This window comes from Neotamlana sargassicola, assembly GCF_020523965.1.
Classification (GTDB): Bacteria; Bacteroidota; Bacteroidia; order Flavobacteriales; family Flavobacteriaceae; genus Neotamlana; species Neotamlana sargassicola.
The window spans coordinates 49,389-65,754 of record NZ_JAJAPX010000007.1 but is presented as its reverse complement, the minus strand read 5'-3'; the positions used below and the strand labels follow the sequence as shown (position 1 = coordinate 65,754).

General features: G+C 33.0%; 15 protein-coding genes. 7 read left to right on the top strand and 8 right to left on the bottom strand.

The window, feature by feature from the left end:
* Nucleotides 1-84: 84 nt before the first annotated feature.
* The 4 genes from LG651_RS15260 to lysS all read right to left on the bottom strand — a co-directional run bounded on the left by LG651_RS15260 (nt 85) and on the right by lysS (nt 5,777).
* A complete protein-coding gene (locus LG651_RS15260) occupies nt 85-546 on the bottom strand; it encodes a hypothetical protein (RefSeq protein WP_226696973.1) in 462 nt (153 codons plus the stop codon).
* A 119-nt stretch (nt 547-665) separates the two neighbouring features.
* On the bottom strand, nt 666-1,877 hold the full coding sequence (locus LG651_RS15255; protein ID WP_226696972.1) for a hypothetical protein: 1,212 nt from the start codon (nt 1,875-1,877) through the stop codon (nt 666-668).
* 28 nt (nt 1,878-1,905) lie between these two features.
* The gene (locus LG651_RS15250; protein WP_226696971.1) at nt 1,906-3,960 is read right to left on the bottom strand and encodes an ATP-binding protein; all 2,055 of its coding nucleotides are present in this window, start codon (nt 3,958-3,960) and stop codon (nt 1,906-1,908) included.
* 122 nt (nt 3,961-4,082) lie between these two features.
* Nucleotides 4,083-5,777: a lysine--tRNA ligase gene (lysS, locus tag LG651_RS15245; protein WP_226696970.1), complete on the bottom strand. Its 1,695-nt coding sequence runs from the start codon at nt 5,775-5,777 to the stop codon at nt 4,083-4,085.
* A 249-nt stretch (nt 5,778-6,026) separates the two neighbouring features.
* On the opposite strand from lysS, the gene LG651_RS15240 reads away from it, so the two are divergent.
* From LG651_RS15240 to LG651_RS15225, 4 genes are all read left to right on the top strand, one after another.
* Nucleotides 6,027-6,185, top strand: a complete 159-nt coding sequence (locus tag LG651_RS15240; protein WP_076699640.1) for a YqaE/Pmp3 family membrane protein — start codon at nt 6,027-6,029, stop codon at nt 6,183-6,185.
* A 95-nt stretch (nt 6,186-6,280) separates the two neighbouring features.
* Entirely contained in the window at nt 6,281-6,985 is a 705-nt protein-coding gene (gene lipB, locus LG651_RS15235) for a lipoyl(octanoyl) transferase LipB (RefSeq protein WP_226696969.1), read from the top strand.
* Entirely contained in the window at nt 6,982-7,464 is a 483-nt protein-coding gene (locus tag LG651_RS15230) for a hypothetical protein (protein ID WP_226696968.1), read from the top strand. The genes lipB and LG651_RS15230 overlap by 4 nt, the downstream gene beginning before the upstream one ends.
* A gap of 157 nt (nt 7,465-7,621) precedes the next feature.
* Entirely contained in the window at nt 7,622-9,994 is a 2,373-nt protein-coding gene (locus LG651_RS15225; protein ID WP_226696967.1) for an outer membrane beta-barrel family protein, read from the top strand.
* 182 nt (nt 9,995-10,176) lie between these two features.
* Here the strand turns inward: LG651_RS15225 and hemL are convergent, their stop codons facing one another.
* The 4 genes from hemL to LG651_RS15205 are packed head-to-tail and all read right to left on the bottom strand — an operon-like array spanning nt 10,177 to nt 13,535.
* Complete coding sequence (hemL, locus tag LG651_RS15220) at nt 10,177-11,463, bottom strand: glutamate-1-semialdehyde 2,1-aminomutase (protein WP_226696966.1); 1,287 nt, start codon at nt 11,461-11,463, stop codon at nt 10,177-10,179.
* A 23-nt stretch (nt 11,464-11,486) separates the two neighbouring features.
* Nucleotides 11,487-12,287, bottom strand: a complete 801-nt coding sequence (locus tag LG651_RS15215; protein ID WP_226696965.1) for a glucosaminidase domain-containing protein — start codon at nt 12,285-12,287, stop codon at nt 11,487-11,489.
* Nucleotides 12,288-12,295: 8 nt separating this feature from the next.
* Nucleotides 12,296-13,207, bottom strand: coding sequence for a 1-aminocyclopropane-1-carboxylate deaminase/D-cysteine desulfhydrase (locus tag LG651_RS15210; RefSeq protein ID WP_226696964.1), 912 nt, complete (start codon nt 13,205-13,207; stop codon nt 12,296-12,298).
* On the bottom strand, nt 13,197-13,535 hold the full coding sequence (locus LG651_RS15205) for a hypothetical protein (protein WP_226696963.1): 339 nt from the start codon (nt 13,533-13,535) through the stop codon (nt 13,197-13,199). Before LG651_RS15205 ends, LG651_RS15210 begins: the two co-directional genes overlap by 11 nt.
* Nucleotides 13,536-13,585: 50 nt before the next feature.
* Between LG651_RS15205 and LG651_RS15200 the strand changes: the two genes are divergently transcribed.
* The 3 genes from LG651_RS15200 to LG651_RS15190 all read left to right on the top strand — a co-directional run bounded on the left by LG651_RS15200 (nt 13,586) and on the right by LG651_RS15190 (nt 16,356).
* Nucleotides 13,586-13,744, top strand: coding sequence for a DUF5522 domain-containing protein (locus tag LG651_RS15200; protein WP_165586785.1), 159 nt, complete (start codon nt 13,586-13,588; stop codon nt 13,742-13,744).
* Nucleotides 13,745-13,832: 88 nt separating this feature from the next.
* Complete coding sequence (locus LG651_RS15195; RefSeq protein ID WP_226696962.1) at nt 13,833-14,384, top strand: DUF4136 domain-containing protein; 552 nt, start codon at nt 13,833-13,835, stop codon at nt 14,382-14,384.
* 205 nt (nt 14,385-14,589) lie between these two features.
* Nucleotides 14,590-16,356 carry an aromatic amino acid hydroxylase gene (locus LG651_RS15190; protein WP_226696961.1) on the top strand — a complete coding sequence of 589 codons (1,767 nt, stop codon included), beginning with the start codon at nt 14,590-14,592 and terminating at the stop codon, nt 16,354-16,356.
* Nucleotides 16,357-16,366 lie beyond the last annotated feature (10 nt).

Below are 16,366 nucleotides of genomic sequence, written 5' to 3'. Positions count from 1 at the left end.
AATAAACCAACAAAAAAGCAGCGTATACGATTTGAAACATATACGCTGCTTTTATTAACAAAAACTATCAATCATTAACCTTTATTATTGCGATTTTTTTTTAGATTCATTGTCTTTCCCTTTTTTACCTCTCATAGCCATACGTTGTTGACTTTTTTCCCATTTAATATATTGTTCTTCGTTTAAAATATCTTTCATTTTAGCCTTCATTGCAATTTTATGATCTAAACGAGCCGTTTCCATTGCATAGCGTTCTTCTTCTGTTGGCTTTTTACGTTCTTCACCACTTTCTTTCTTAGCCTTTCGCTCTTCCATCATTTCTTTGCGCTTTATGGCATTTTCTAAATTTATGGCTTGAATTTTCTTTTGTTGCGACTCATTTAAATCTAAATGTAGCGTCATGCGTTTTGTTTGTAACGTTGCAATTTCTTCGGCAGAAAGGTTAGCCATTTTATGTCCTCTTTCTTTTTTACCTTCTTCTCGGTCGTTTTGAGCTACCGCTTGTAATCCTACTAAAGCAATAGCAATTAAAAGTATTTTTTTCATCTTATTTTGTTTTTAAATTATTTGTACTTAGGACTTCGTAATTTCAAAAAAGTTTAATTGGGTTGTTTATTTTAACTCGAAGTTAACAGATTGATTTCGAGCTAAAAAATGCAGTCATCCTATTTAAATAAAGGTTTTTTAAAAGAAATACCCGTTTGAAGATCGGGTGCATTATTTACCAAAAAATCTTGTTTAATATAAAACGAAAACAAGAATTTTGGATTACCATACGAGTATATAACTGACCAATTAGATAAAGAATTATACAGCTCAGAAACACCATGATGCCAACCGCTGTCTGCCACTTGCCATTCACCTAATAAAAAATAATAATTAGCTTCTTCTTTTTTGTTGTAACTAGTCTGTATTTGATAATTTACGCTAATTGAATTAAAGTTTCCATTTTTTGTATATCGGGTAATCTGCGGATTCGCCTCGAAAGTAGCTAGGAATTTATTATTTCCAAAGTCGATATTTTCCTTTTTGAAATCGATTAAATTTTTACGTAAAACACTTCCGTGGATTCCAAAATTAAACCAATAATTATTTTTTAAATTAAATTGCTTAACCAAGTTTATGGATACACCAACATCTGTTGAAGCGTTATATTTTGAGGTATTAATTCCTAAATGCGTACCAAAATTAACAAAAAATTGTTGGGTTTTGGTTAAAGCTAGTTGGGGATAATAAAAATGATTAATACTAACACCACCAATAAAAAAATCGTTGTTTTCTATGTGTAAAGTTCTACCGTTTCTATCTAAATATTCAATATTTGTTTGGTTTAAACCATAATATTTTCTGCCAAAGGGATCTTCGTCCCCAATAATGCTACTATGAAACCACTCGATAGTTTCATCGCTAGTAATAAACGAAAACGGATATTTACCTCTTGTAAACAGGTAAGACCTTAAGTTTATAGAGAGTTCTCTGTTTTTATTTATAGGTATGGTTAACCCAAGGTTAAAATGTTTAATAACTGCATCAACAGCAATATTCATGTAATCGGCAGGAGTGGTTTCTTCATCTACATAATTAAATCGCCTGTTATACCAAATTGTTTCACTAAACTGTTGTCGTACTTCTGGATTTTTAGGAAAATAACCTTCTACAAAAGGATGAAAATTATTACCACTATTTATATCAATACTAATTCTTGTGTTTTTCGAAACCTCATGCTTAAGGTTAGAGGCTATTCTGGAGCTAAATATTCCAAAATGGTGCGTTGCCAATATGTTAGGATTATCTATGCCGTTTTGCGAAAATTGGGTGTTAAAATTTTGGCTACTTAAATTATTAAAAACCAACAAAACAAATAGCACACGTAACATTTTAATCGAAATTTATTACAAACAAACTTTAATGACTAAAATGAAACTGCAAAAGTTTAACTATATGTTCTTTTTTGAAGGGTTTCGACAAGTAATTGTTCATTCCATTCTCAAGTGCTAAATCAATAGCCTGAGTTGTAACATTAGCCGATAAACCAAAAATAATTACGTCTTTATCTATCTTTCGTATTTCTTTAGAGGCTTCCCATCCATCCATAATTGGCATATGAATATCCATAAATATTAAATCATAATTACGGTTTTGTTTAAATGTTTCAACAGCTTTTAAGCCATTATTGGCTATATCTGCTTTTATACTATAGCTCTCTAAAAACTTCTTTAAAACAATAATATTCAAGTTATTATCATCTACAATTAAAACGTTTAAATCGCATAAATTTGAATTGGAACTTGATTTTGTTATCGATTCTGTACTCTTTTCGGAATGCTCACTAATAATTGGAAAAACGACATCGAATATAAAAGTGGTTCCTTTTTCAACCGTGCTTTTAACCTTAATATCGCCTCCCATCATATTAATAAATATTTTACTAATTGCTAAACCAAGTCCGCTACCTTCGTACTGTTTTTTTACGCTATTGTCAATTTGTTTAAAACGCTCAAAAATACTTTCCAAATGATTTTTGGGGATACCAATGCCAGTATCTTTAATTTCAATAGTAATATGGAGTTTATTTTCTTTAATCACTTTTTCGCTATACGTAAGCGAAACACCACCGTTGGTAGTAAATTTCAATCCGTTTTTTATAATATTATTTACAATTTGGATAAATTTACTTTCGTCTCCCAAAACAGTAAAGTTATTTACTGTTTTATATTCTGCTTTTAAATAAAGTGCCTTTCGTAAAAAAATAAACTGATTAACCTCTATAAGATCTTTAACATTTTGGTAAGGATTAAATTTTACTTCCGAAAGCTCAATTTTACCCGATTCAATTTTATCCATATCCAAAATGTCGTTTACTATATTTAGTAAATTGCTCGAGGATTTCTCCATTAAATCTAAATACTCTTTATCAGTTTTATTTAGATTGCTTTCTTTTAGAAGTTCAATAAACCCTAGTATAGCATGAAGCGGAGTCCGTATTTCATGACTCATATTAGATAAAAACTCTGTTTTTGCTAAAGAGGCTTTTTCTGCTTTTTTACGTTCTTTATTTAGTTTATTATTGGTGTTTACTAAACGGGTATTGTTAACAAGTGCTATTTTAGTTTGCATCTTCACTTTTAAATAGAAATGCGAAAGTAAAGCCGTTAAAACGCAAAAAAGTAGCGCTATTAATAATGCTATATGAATATTTGATCTTCTGCCACTAGATGAAAACTTCGTGCTTGGGTATACTTTTAAACGCCATTTTTTATTGTGTAACGAATCGACAAGAATATTTGTTTCGAAACCTTTGTGATTTAATTTTTTATTTAAATTTAAATTATAAAACGGGGTATTCGTGTGGTCAAAAATTTCAATGGCATAAAAGTTATTTAGGTTTGTAGTAAACTTATCGAAGCTTTTTTTAAAATTTACTCCTCCAGTAATGGTGCCATGAAATTTATCATCAAAAAAAATAGGAACGTCAACCAGAAACACACTTCCGCCTCTTCTTAAATCAACCCAATTTGTAATATTTGTGGTACTGTCATTTATATGCTTTAGCCATTCTTCGTAACGATAGGTTATATCTGAGAGATCTAAATTTATAGCCGCTTCATTTCCCTTTAATGGCGTAATTTTACGAATGGTCATGGTGCTATCAATCCACTCTACAAACTGAAAAGATCGATTTTGATTTACAATAGAAGTAGCATCCCTTTGCCAATAATTAAAAAAAGAGCCATCTGTATATTCTACTCTACTCCTAAGGTTTTCTAATCTGGAAATATCACTTTTTACAATATTTTTAAACTCTTTTGAAATAAGATTACCAACCTGTGAAATATTTTGGTCTATTGAAGCATCTACACTATTCAATGCCCGTTGCCATAATACAAATACAATAAGCAAAAACAATAAAAAAATAACTAAAGGCACATAGGTAGTTCTTTTCTTTAAGTTACTAAACATTTTATTGATTTCGGATTTATTTAAAAAAATAACTAATCTACTAAATTTAAATAAAATATACCTAAAAACAGAATGTTAACCAGTTTTTAAAACAAAAGATACTATAGAAAAAATTGTGCGTTTTACTCTTTTATTACAAACAAACCTTCGTCAGTTTTTTCAACTTTAGCTAATTGATTCTTAGTGAGCTCTTTAATAGTTTTATCCCATTTTTTATTAGATAAACCAGAAGCTGTTTTTAATTCTGTTAATTCTATTTTTTCGGCCTTGGTTAAAATTTCAAAAACAGCTTTTGCATCCTCACTTATTTCTAAAGGTTTCTTTTCTGGTCGCATTTGCGGGAAAAATAAAACCTCTTGTATAGACTGGTTATTGGTTAAGTACATAATTAATCGGTCCATACCAATACCCATTCCAGAAGTAGGCGGCATACCATATTCTAAAGCACGTAAAAAGTCGTAATCAATAATACCATTAGCTTCATCGTCCCCTTTTTTAGCCAATTCCATTTGGTGCTCAAAACGTTCACGTTGGTCTATTGGGTCGTTCAGTTCAGAATAGGCATTAGCAATTTCTTTACCACAAACCATTAGCTCGAAACGCTCGGTTAACTCAGGGTTCTCACGATGTTCTTTACACAACGGGCTCATTTCTTTTGGGTAATCTGTAATAAAGGTTGGTTGTATGTAGTTGCCTTCACATTTTTCACCAAAAATTTCATCAATAAGTTTACCTTTTCCCATAGTATCATCAACCTCAATACCCATACCCTTAGCAGCTTCACGAATTTCGGCTTCCGTTTTACCAGTAATATCAAAACCAGTAAAATGTTTTATAGAATCGGCCATAGTAACACGAGCATAAGGCGCTTTAAAATCTATTTCATGCTCGCCAAAAGTAACTTTAGTTGTTCCGTTTACAGCCGTAGAACAGTATTCTAAAAGCTTTTCACAAAAATCCATCATCCAGTTATAATCCTTGTACGCCACATAAATTTCCATGGCAGTAAACTCAGGATTATGCGTTCTGTCCATGCCCTCATTACGGAAATTTTTACTAAACTCGTAAACCCCATCAAAACCACCAACAATAAGGCGCTTTAGGTAAAGCTCGTTAGCAATACGCATGTATAAAGGCACATCTAAAGCGTTGTGATGTGTAATAAATGGGCGTGCAGCAGCACCACCAGGAATAGGTTGTAAAACCGGAGTTTCAACCTCAAAATATCCAGCATCGTTAAAAAACTTACGCATGGCGTTAAACAGTTTTGTACGTTTTACAAAAACCTCTTTAACATTTGGGTTAACCACTAAGTCGGCATAACGTTGTCTGTAACGTAATTCCGGATCATCAAATTTATCATGAATATTTCCATCGGCATCAACTTTAGGTAATGGTAATGGTTTTAAAGCCTTGCTTAATAGCGAAAAATCTTTAACCATAACCGTTTTTTCACCAACCTTAGTTGTAAAAAGCTCACCTTCAACCCCAATAAAATCACCTATATCAAGTAATTTTTTGTAAACGGTATTATATTTTGTTTTATCGTCTCCTGTACAAATTTCATCTCTGTTAAAATACACTTGTACGCGTCCTTCGGCATCTTGTAATTCGGCAAAACTAGCATTACCTTGTATACGTCTAGACATTAAACGTCCAGCTATTATAACCTTTTTACCAGCTTCAAAATTGGTTTTAATTGTTTTCGAGCTATCATTTACCGGATAAAGATCTGCCGGATATGGATTAATACCTAACTCTCGTAATTTTCCTAATTTGTCTCTTCTTACAATTTCTTGCTCTGATAATTGCGCCATAGCTTTACTTACTTGATAAAATTTTAATGGCGCAAAGATACACATTTGCCATTGTTTTTAAACATCATATTTTTACTATTTTTAGGGCGTTACCCCGTCCCGAATATTCGGGATCGTGGTCGGGCTTTCGCTACTCGCTGCCTTCTGCGGCGGCGAGCTCAAACACACCGCTCAATCCCTAACGCAACTTGTAACAAACCAAAAACTTTTTCGTCAAATAAATATCAATCAATAAAAAATCAAAAAAAAATGAGTTTCTGGAGAGTTTTACTATCAATTATTTGTCCGCCATTAGCAGTTCTAGATAAAGGCTGTGGTTCAATTATAATCGTGTTTTTATTATGGCTTTGTGGTTGGGTGCCTGGTGTAATTGCGGCATTGGTAATATTAAACAACCCAAATAGGTAACCTTATATTTTACCTGTTTCAAGTATAGTTTACATGCAAATTACTTATTTATATTTATAAATAGTTTATTATAAAAAGCCTTAAATTTGTGGCTTATGAATAAAGCAATTCAATTTCAAGATTTAGGGCGAAAAGATTACAAAGACACTTGGGATTACCAAGAAAATTTGTTTAAAGCTATAGTAGATTCAAAAATTAAAAACCGAAGAGAAGACACTAACTTAAAAACTAAAAACCACTTCTTGTTTGTAGAGCATCCACATGTATATACTTTAGGCAAAAGTGGCGATTTATCTAATTTACTTCTTGACGAAAATCAGCTTGCTAAAAAGGGAGCCACATTTTATAAAATTAACAGAGGCGGAGATATTACCTATCATGGTCCGGGGCAAATTGTTGGTTACCCTATTTTAGATTTAGAAAACTTTTTTACCGATATACACAAGTATTTACGTTTGCTTGAAGAAATGATAATTTTAACCTTAGCAGAATATGGCTTAAAAGCCGAACGCAGCCCAGGAGAAACAGGTGTTTGGTTAGATGTAGGAACACCGTTTGCTCGCAAAATTTGTGCTATGGGTGTTCGTGCAAGCCGTTGGGTAACCATGCACGGTTTTGCTTTAAATGTAAATGCCGATTTAGGGTATTTCGATAATATAATTCCGTGTGGAATTCGTGGTAAAGCGGTTACTTCTTTAAATGTAGAATTGGGCAAAAAAACAGTAAACGAAGGCGAAGTTAAAAACAAACTTTTAAAACATTTTGAAACCTTATTTGGTGCACATTTTATTACTGAATGAAATTAAAACGCATTTTTAAAATAACCTTACTAATATTCTGTATACTTATAGCAGGGCTATTTAATTTTGCATTATTCTATTTTGTTTTTGGTGGAGGTTTTAATTTTAAGAACAGGCAGTTTTTATTGGCAGCAATAGCTTTTACAGGCATATCAAGCGTAATCTACCATATAAAAACGTTACCCATGTATAAACCTAAAACAAAAAAAACAGCGGAAATAAATTATGTACTCTGGATTTTAAACGGGCTATTTGCTTTAACATTAATATATATAGCGCTACGTTTTTGGTATGAAATGTTTTATAAGTTAAACAGAAAAAGTATAAACGACGATTATCTCGCTATGCTTTTATTTTTTATACCTATATTTTTAACTGGAATTTTTACTTTTATTGAAGAGCGTGTACTTTACAACATGATTATAGCATCTAAAAAGCATTCTCACTTCGATGAAATTAATCAAATTGGCACGAAATAACATCAAGAGAATTCTAATTAAACCCTGTAAGTTTAATACGCTAAATTTTTGTTAAATACACGTTGTAAACTTCTAATTAACAATTTCTACGGTTAAATTTTTGCATTTTTGCTTTTAAGAATCAGCCTATCTAAATTTAAAAGACCATCCACATTATATGAACTTTCAATTCATTAAACTTATTACATTTTCTTTCCTTTTATTATTTGTGAACTATTCGCATGCACAAACCATTGAAATTAAAGGAACAATTATAGACGAAACTAGTAAAGAACCGTTGGCATATGCAACAGTTTTAGTTGCAGATTCAGAAACTAAACAACCAATTTCAGGTACAACAACAGCCGAAAATGGTGCGTTTTATCTAAATACAGATGCCAAGAGCTTTTATATTGAAGTTAGTTATATAGGTTATGTTTCAAAAACCTTTAATCAATTCAATATTAAAAAAAATACGATTGATTTAGGCACATTTACCTTAGCCGAAGATGCTGCCCAATTAGATGCTGTTTTGGTGCAAGCCGAAGTGTCTCGAACTCAATTTAAACTCGATAAACGTGTATTTAATGTAGGAAAAGATATTGCAAGCACTGGCGCTAGTGCGTTAGATGTGCTTAACAATGTGCCCAGTGTTAATGTAGATATTGAAGGTGCCATTAGCTTACGGGGAAATTCTGGAGTACAAGTTTTAATAAACGGAAAACCTTCTATTTTAACCGACGATGGCGGTGCTTTAGGAAGCATTACTGCCGATATGATTGAAAGTATTGAGGTAATTACAAATCCATCGGCAAAATACGATGCCGAAGGAACTTCAGGAATTATAAACATAATCATTAAAAAAGAAGAACGTAAAGGCGTAAATGGTTCGGTAAGTTTAAATACAGGAATTCCAGATAACCACAGTATTGGTGTGAGTTTAAATAGGCGTTCAGAAAAATTTAACTTATTCACGCAGTTTGGTTTAGGGCGCAGAAGTTACCCAAGAGATAGCGAAGGAATTAACATCGATTTAGATGATAACACAACCCTCATTAATACCGGAACCGAATACAGAAACGAGAAATTTTACAATATTACTTTAGGAACAGATTATTACATAACTCCAAACGATGTATTAACCCTTTCGGGGAATTTTGCCTACGAAATTGAAGATCAGCCTTCAAACTACAACTTTCAACTTTTTGATGAAAACGATGCTTTAGAATCGGAATGGAACAGAAACGAAACCACCGAAGCTACAAACCCGAAATGGCAATACGAACTAGTTTATAAAAAAGATTTTAAAGACCATGAAGATCACGATTTATTGTTTAGTGTAACTGGAAACTCTTTTTCAAAAGATCAAAACTCATTGTTTAACGATGTTACCGTTGCTGGTGAAGATTATAATGCGACACAAAAAATTAGAACCGATTTTGCCGAAGATAATTTTACATTTAAGCTAGATTACACCAAGCCATTTAACGAACAATGGAGTATGGAAGCTGGTAGCCAATATGTATTAAACGATGTAAACAACGATTATGAAGTACAAGATTTAGAAGATGATGTTTTTGTAACAGATACCGGATTAACCAATATTTTTAACTTTAACCAAAACGTTTTGGGTGTTTATGCTTCTGGCGCTTATCAAGGTAAAAAATGGGGATTAAAAGCAGGTGTACGTTTAGAGCATACCGATTTAGAGACTCTGTTAGAAACCACCAACGAATCTAATAATCAAAATTATTCAAATTGGTTTCCTAGTTTGCATTCTTCTTATAAGTTTTCAGATGTGGTTTCACTGCAAGCTGGATATTCAAAACGTATTTACCGACCAAGATTAAGGGATTTAAATCCGTTTTTTAATATTAGAAACAGTTATAGCATCCGCCAAGGAAATCCAGAATTACAACCCGAATTTACCGATTCGTATGAGGTTACAACCATTTTTGACATTGGTAAAACGGCGTTGAATTTTGGCGTGTATCATCGTTTTACAACCGATGTTATTGAAAGTATTACCACCGCAGAAGATAATGTAAGCACCTCAAGACCAGAAAATATTGGTACGAACAGCACTGTTGGCTTCGAATTCAATACCAAATATTCTCCTATAAACTGGCTTACTTTTAATGTCGATTTTAATTTTAATTATTTTAATAGAGTCGGGACTTTCGAAGATCAGGTTTTCGATTTTAACGGAGACCAATGGACCTCTAAATTAATGGCAAAATTTAAATTTCCAGCAGACATCGATTTTGAAGCTACAGGTAATTATCAGTCAGATTACGAAACTGTGCAAGGTAGCACGGAAGCTATTGCGTTTTTAGATCTGGGTCTTCGTAAAAAAATACTTAAAGGTAAAGGCGTTTTTAGTTTAGGTGTTCGCGATGCCTTTGCTTCTCGATACTTCGAAACTTTCACCAACCAAGATACGTTTACAAATTTCTCTAAAACCACACGCGGCCGATTTTTTACTTTAGGTTTTAGTTACGGCTTTGGAAAAGGTGAAGCTATGGAATACAGCGGAGGTAAAAGGAGATAACCCATTTTAAAATTAAGAACAATTATATAAATTAAAACAAGATAATTTTTGTTCAAAAATTATCTTGTTTAGTAGCTTATACCAAATAAGACCACTTTATCTTTTCTGAATCAATAAGTTTTATTGCCTAATTTAGTTAAAACAAGTAACGTATTGTACACAATACGCTACTTGTTTTTAACCTATAAACTCTTAGCTACCTTATTTACGGCATTAATTGTAAAATCTATATCTTCAAAAGTTAAAGCGTCTGTAATAAACCAAGTTTCGAAAGCACTTGGTGCTATGTAAACTCCTTCGTTTAACATGCCATGAAAGAATTTTTTAAAGGTATCGTTATTACCTTTTGCAGCTGTATTAAAATCGTAAACCTCAGCTTCATCAAAATGTACAGATATCATAGAACCTACACGGTTTATGGTATGCACCACTTTATTATCGTTCAATACTTTTGTAATACCTCTGTGTAAATATTCTGTTTTTTCGTTAATGCTATCAAAAATACTTCCGTTGTTATTTAACTCGGTTAACATCGCTAAACCTGCTGCCATAGCTAATGGGTTTCCACTTAAAGTTCCTGCTTGATAAACAGGACCAACTGGAGCTAAATAATCCATAATTTCATGACTAGCTGCAAAAGCACCAACAGGTAAACCACCACCAATAACTTTTCCAAAACAAACTATATCTGCTTTTATATCAAATAGTTCTTGTGCACCTCCTTTTGCTAAACGAAAGCCTGTCATAACCTCATCAAAAATCAGCAAAATATTATTTTGGTCGCAAACGGATCTTAACGCTTGTAAAAAACCTTCTTTTGGTGGTATGCAGCCCATATTTCCTGCAACTGGTTCAATAATTATACAAGCTATTTCGTTTTTATTAGCTTCAATTATTGCTTTTACGTTTTCAATATCATTGTAATTTGCTAACAAAGTATCCTTCGCTGTTCCTTGCGTAACACCTGGTGAGTTTGGTGTTCCAAAGGTACTGGCACCACTCCCCGCTTGAATTAAAAACGAATCGGAATGCCCATGATAGCAACCAGCAAATTTTATAATTTTGTCTTTTCCTGTAAAACCACGTGCTAACCTTACGGCACTCATACAAGCTTCGGTTCCTGAGTTTACAAAACGAATTTTATCTATATTAGGCACCATTGAAACTGCTAATTCTGCTATTTTAGTTTCAATTTCGGTTGGCATTCCAAACGATGTCCCTTTTTGTGCTTTTTCCACTACTGCATCTACCACAGGTTTAAAAGCATGACCTAAAATCATAGGTCCCCAAGAATTTATATAATCAATTAATCTATTATCATCTTCATCAAACAAATAGGCGCCCTTTGCTTCTTTTACAAAAATTGGAGTTCCTCCAACACCTTTAAATGCTCTTACTGGTGAGTTTACACCTCCTGGAATTACTTTTTCGGCTTCAGCAAATAAAGCACTACTTCTTTTATAAATCATTTATAATTTTTATGTTTTTAAAATTAAGGTTTTACAATTAAAACTTGGCCTATACTTAAGTTTGTACTACGTAAACCATTTAGTTTTTGCAATTCTGCAACCGTTAAATTATACTTTCTGGATATAGAATATAGCGTATCACCTTTCGATACGGTATAGGTTTCTTTATAAGTTGGCGCCTTGTAAGGCGTATAATTTTTACCAAGTACTTGCTTATCAAACTCATCTAAATTATAGCGTTCTATTAGGCTAATTAATTTATCTGGGTATTTTCTATCGGTAGCGTAACCAGCAGCTCGCAAGCCTTTTGCCCAACCTTTATAGTCTTCTTGTTTTAAATCGAAAAGCCCTGCGTAACGTTTTCGTTCCTTTAAAAACAAGGAATGATCTCGAAACGAATATTTTGCATCTTTATATTTCCTAAAGCATTCTTGCAATGCATCATCATCATGATAAATTCTGGCGCCTGTCCATTCATGGCATTTAATCCCGAAGTGATTATTAGCTTCAACCGATAATCTGCCATAACCCGAAGCCGATTCTAAAATACCTTGAGCCAAAGTTATACTTGCAGGAATGCCGTATAATTGCATTTCTTGCTGAGCAACTTCCTTGTATAAATCAATATATTCTTCGGTTTTACTTGCGTAAACTTTAGGACTGCTTGTAGTTGTTTTAGGAGTAGACTCTTCAGTTTTATTGTTGGTTGAAGTCTGTTTGGTTGTTTGTGTAGTTCGCGTTGGTCGTTTTGTTGTAGCTGTCTTTTTTGTTTTACAACTAAATACAATTAAACTTAAACAACAAATCAATAATATTTTTTTCATTTAAAAAGTTACTTTATTAAGGGTAAATTTTTCTTTTTTAACAATGTATTCATCCCGGAAATTCCTTGCAAACCACCTGTATGAATTGCTAGTATTTTTGAGCCTTTTGGGAAATAGCCGTTTTCAATTAAATTAAAAATTCCGAACATCATTTTTCCAGTATAAACCGGATCGAGCGGCACATTACTATCCGCTTTAAATCTATTTATAAAACCAATTAAATCTTCATTTATTTTAGCATAACCGCCAAAATGATAATCTGTAATTAATTTCCAATTGCTTTGAGTTGCAAATTTAATAATATCTTCTTTTAAAAAGTCACCTTTAAGCGCCGGAAAACCTAAAATTTGCTGATTTTGGTTCGATGCATTTATTAAACCAGAAATAGTTCCGCCTGTACCAACTGCAGTGCAGATAAAATTAAAATCTTTATCTGTTTTATTTAAAATTTCTTCACAGCCTTTTACTGCTAGGTCATTAGTGCCACCTTCAGGAATAACAAAAAAACTTCCAAATTGGTTTTCTAAATGATTTAAAAAAGATTCACTTGTTTTATTTCTGTAGGCTTCTCGGGTAACAAATTCAAACTGCATCCCTTCATTTTCAGCGAAACTTAACGTAGAATTTTGACTGATTTTATTTTGAAGCTCTTCACCTCTTACTACACCAATAGTTTTAAAATTAAAAGCCTGACCTGCAGCCGCAACAGCAGCAATATGATTGGAATAAGCGCCACCAAAAGTCAATAAAGTTTTAAAACCTAAATGTTGTGCTTGTTGAAGATTGTATTTTAATTTACGGTATTTATTCCCAGAAATAAACGAATGAATTCTATCCTCTCGCTTAATATAAAGTTCAACACCATATGTTTCTGGTAAATTTATGCGCTGGTTTATGCTATGTTCTAGCTTAAAAATCATGCCTGCGAAGATACTTTAAAAAAGCCCAAAACGGTCTATTTTTAAGATATTCTAGTTTTTTTTCTTGCAGATAAGCCTCGCGCTCGAAAGATATATTTCGGTAAGCTAAATGCCATTTTTTGTATTGAAATAAACGAAACACAAACTCAACAACATACCAAAAATAAAACGGTATAACCAACAACTCTAATTGTTGTTTTAAATGAATACGCTCATGATTAATAAAAACAGCATCTTGTTTTAACGCCTTCTTTTTTAAAAATACAAAAGGAAAAAAGGTTAAACCTAAATAACCTTTGGGCACTAAATATTTTGAAACAAAAATCATTAACAAAAGCTTTTCAAAAATCAATCCAAATTACATTATCTTTGATTAAGATGAAAAAAATAATTCCAGTTGAAGAAGGCGATTACTATTTAACGCCCGAAGGCTATCGTTGTTTTACCGAGCAATACCATTTAAAACGTGGTTATTGTTGCGAAAGTGGTTGCAGGCATTGCCCTTACGGTTATAATAAAAAAACCAACAGCTATTAGTTAAAATTTTATAATTAAATAGCTTGGTATAATTATTGATACCTAAATAAAATAGATTTTTCTTAAAAATTAACTAAAAAATATCGCTATGAATACGTTTTTAAAAACAGTACCACTTTTAGCTTTTTTTGTGGTTTTATCGTCTTGCTCCTCTGTTAAAGTTGCTGCCGATTATGATAAAAAAGCCGATTTTAATAATTACAAAACTTTCGCCTTTTTTAAAACAGGTATAGATAAAGCAGAAATAAGCGACTTAGATAAACGTCGTATTTTACGAGCCATTGAAGCGGAACTTTTAGCTAAAGGATTTACAAAATCTGAAAATCCAGATTTACTAGTTAGCCTATTTACAAAATCGAACCAACGTGTCGACGTATACAACAATGCTTGGGGCAACGGCGCTTGGGGTCCTTGGGGTGGTTTTGGTCCTGGTTGGGGCTGGGGTTGGAATCAGCCAACCACATCGGTTAGTACAGAAGGCACTTTGTTTATTGACCTTATTGATGCTAACAAAAAAGAACTTATATGGCAAGGCATGGGAACCGGTTACTTAAGCCGAAACGTCGAGAAAAAAGAAGAACGTATTAAAGAATTTGTTTCTGAAATTATGCAGAAATACCCGCCCGAAGCGTTACAATAATAATATCACATAAATTAGCTTAGAGCTGTTTAGAAGGTGTTGATTAGAATTGTCAACCTGAACTTGTTTCAGGTTCTCATAGGTTAAAGATTCTGAAACAAGTTCAGAATGACAAAATCAAACACCTACTAAACAGCTCTATCGTTTCCTTAAAACTAATTGATAAAAATATTTGTATTTTTAGTAACACTATTTTTACTAAACTATGCAAAGCAACATCGAAGAAAACGACGTTTTAAAACGCTTACCAGAACATTTAAAACAGTTTATAAAGCCTCAAAACTATCAAGATTATTCGGCAATAGATCAAGCGGTGTGGCGCTACGTAATGCGTAAAAATGTCGATTTTTTAAAAACCGTTGCTCATAAATCCTATTTAAACGGACTCACACAAACAGGCATTTCCATAAACAGCATCCCGAACATGTACGGCATGAATCGAATTTTAAAAGATATTGGTTGGGCCGCTGTGGCTGTTGATGGATTTATTCCTCCAAATGCCTTCATGGAATTTCAAGCGTACAATGTGCTAGTAATAGCGAGCGACATTAGGCAACTCGAACATATTGAATACACACCTGCACCCGATATTATTCATGAAGGTGCAGGACATGCACCCATTATTGCAAACCCTGAATACGCCGAATATCTGCGACGTTTTGGTGAAATTGGGTGTAAAGCTATTTCCTCGGCTAAAGATTACGAACTTTACGAAGCTGTGAGGCATTTATCTATTATTAAAGAAGCGCCAAACACCAATGAAGCCGATATCGCTTCTGCGGAAGAAACCGTTAATCACCTTCAAAAAAATATGGGTGAACCAAGTGAAATGGCGTTGATAAGAAATTTACATTGGTGGACTGTAGAATACGGCTTAATAGGAACCCCAGAAAACCCCAAAATTTATGGCGCTGGTTTATTGTCTTCTATTGGAGAAAGCGCTTGGTGTATGACCGATCGTGTTAAAAAGTTACCATACAACATACAAGCTATCTATCAAGATTTCGATATTACCAAACCTCAACCCCAACTTTTTGTAACACCCAATTTTGCTCACTTAAGCTTGGTGTTAGAAGAATTTGCCAACACCATGGCCTTACGAAAAGGCGGGCTTTCAGGAATAAAAAAACTAATTAACTCCAAGGCCTTAGGCAGTATCGAGTTAAGTACAGGTATTCAAATCTCTGGTGTTTTTAGTACTGTTATCGAACATGATGGGCGCCCTATTTATTTTCAAACCACAGGAAAAACAGCACTTGCCTATCGTGAAAAACAATTAGTGGGTCACGGCACAAAAACACACCAACATGGTTTTGGCTCACCAATTGGCAAATTAAAGGGCATCAACATTGCCATTGAAGATATGAGCCCTAGAGACTTGATCGCTTACAATATTTTTGAAGAAAAAGCGGTTACCCTCGATTTTGAAGGTGGTATTTCTATTTCTGGTGAAATTATAACCGGAAAACGTAATTTACAAGGTAAAATTATATTGATTAGTTTTAAAAATTGTACTATAACATACAACAATACTAAATTATTTAAGCCAGAACATGGTATTTACCATATGGCAGTTGGTAAAGCGATTATCTCTGCTTTTTCTGGGCCAGCAGATTTAAATAGCTTCGATTTAATAACCCATAAAATAAGCTCTAAAACTATAAAAATTGAAAAATCTAATTCGCAACTACAACTTGAAGGCTTGTACCAACAAGTGAGAGATTATCGTAATGGTAAAAACACAACTATTTCACGAACTAAGGTTTTACAAGTTTTAATTACCGAACACCCTAACGATTGGCTTTTACCAATTGAACTTTACGAATTAGCTTTTAAAGGCAACGAAAAAACTCTGTGTAAACGCATTTTACAACACCTTGAAACTATTAAACAAAACCGACCGCTAGTTGGTAAATTAATTGATGATGGATTAAAAATTATAAACAATACTGTAGTTACAAGAGCACATTGAAATATTTTTT